We start from the raw sequence: 1,452 nt of genomic DNA, 5'->3' as shown, positions 1-1,452 counted from the left end.
CGTGCCCGGCCGGATCGCCGGTCAGCCACTCCCCCGACCGGGTGTCCCACGGACCGGCACCGCTGGGCGTCCCGGGCAGGTCGGCTCCGGCGGCCGGCTCGCGAGGGGCACCGTGCTCCGGGGATCCGAGCACGACGGACTCCTCCGGAACCCCGAGCGCGACGGACTCGTCCGGAACCCCGAACACGCCGGACTCCTCCGGAACCCCGAACGCATCCAGAACCCCGAACGCATCCGGTCCCCCGGCGGAGGCGTGGCCTCCCGGGCGGCTCATCGGACGCCCTCCGTGGCCAGCGGGGTCGCGACGACCGGGGCGTCGGTGGCCCAGGCGGGCATGGCGCGGGGCAGGACGCCGGCCGTGGGGCCGGTCCAGCGGCCGGGGACGTGGGACTCGGCCGGGGCGGCGAACGGCAGCGGCTCGCCGGAGGCGTCCAGGACCACGCGGCGGACCGGGCAGTGCGAGACGACCTCCAGGTAGAGGGCGTGGAAGGCCGCGATGTTCTGCTCGACGGTGAACAGTTCGAGCGCGCGGGCGCGCGCGGCCGCGCCGAGGCGCTCTCGGCGCCCGGGGTCGCGCAGCAGTGCCACGCACGCCTCGGCGAGCGCCCTGGGGTTGCGCGGCGGCACCACCAGTCCGGTGCCGCCGATGACCTCGACGACCGCGCCCACGTCCGTGGAGACGGTGGCCCGGCCGCAGAGCATGGCCTCGACGAGGCTGACCGGGAAGCCCTCCACGACACTGGAGAGGACGACGACCGCGCCGGCGGCGTACGCGTCTTGCAGGGTCGGTGCCTGCGGTGCGCCGATCTCCTCGAAGGAGACGGGATTGTCACCGACGGCGTGGGCGCCCTCCGCCTCGTCGGGGAACAGCTGCGCGGCGAGTGCCCGGCAGTGGCCCAGGTAGGCCGCGCCCTCGGCGTCGGCGGGCGTGCCGACGATCCGCAGGCGGGCCCCGGGCTCCTCCTTGCGCACCCCGGCGAAGGCGTGCAGCAGGGAGACCAGGTCCTTGGCGGGTTCCACGCGGCCGACCCAGACGAGGGTGCCCGGGTCGGACCGGTCCGGGGCCTCGCCGACCTCCGTGAAGCGGTCGGCCGCCATGCCGGGGTACACCGTGCGGATCCGGCCGCGGTCGGCGCCGCACCGTTCCTGCCAGCGGCGGGCGTGCGCGTTGCCCGGGGTGAGGAGCGCGGCCGCGCGGTAGACCTCGGCGGCGAGCCTGCCGTGGAAGCTGCCGAGCAGGGCGCGTACGGCGGGGGCGGTGGTGCCGGGGGCGTGAGTCAGGTGGTGGGAGCGCAGGTGCACGCCGTACTCGGTGACGAGCAGCGGAACGTCGCTGAAGTGCCGGGCGAGCAGGCCGGCGAGGGCGGCGGGGCCGCCGCTGGTGGCGTGGCAGAGGTCGACCGCGCCCAGGCCGTCGTCGCCGTACCAGTCGAGGGACAGGGGGCGCAGGGC

The 1,452-nt window shown here is 76.8% G+C and carries 1 protein-coding gene and 1 pseudogene; both read right to left on the bottom strand.

What is annotated here, in order from left to right:
• Nucleotides 1-187: pseudogene (locus tag IE312_RS39850) on the bottom strand (hypothetical protein); the annotation flags it as partial.
• An 83-nt stretch (nucleotides 188-270) separates the two neighbouring features.
• A partial coding sequence (locus tag IE312_RS39845) for a glycosyltransferase (RefSeq protein WP_229899661.1) occupies nucleotides 271-1,452 on the bottom strand: 1,182 nt, incomplete at its 5' end.

It is taken from the genome of Streptomyces capoamus (assembly GCF_014654935.1).
In the GTDB taxonomy this organism is placed as follows: domain Bacteria; phylum Actinomycetota; class Actinomycetes; order Streptomycetales; family Streptomycetaceae; genus Streptomyces; species Streptomyces capoamus.
This window is presented reverse-complemented; position numbering and strand designations above follow the sequence as displayed.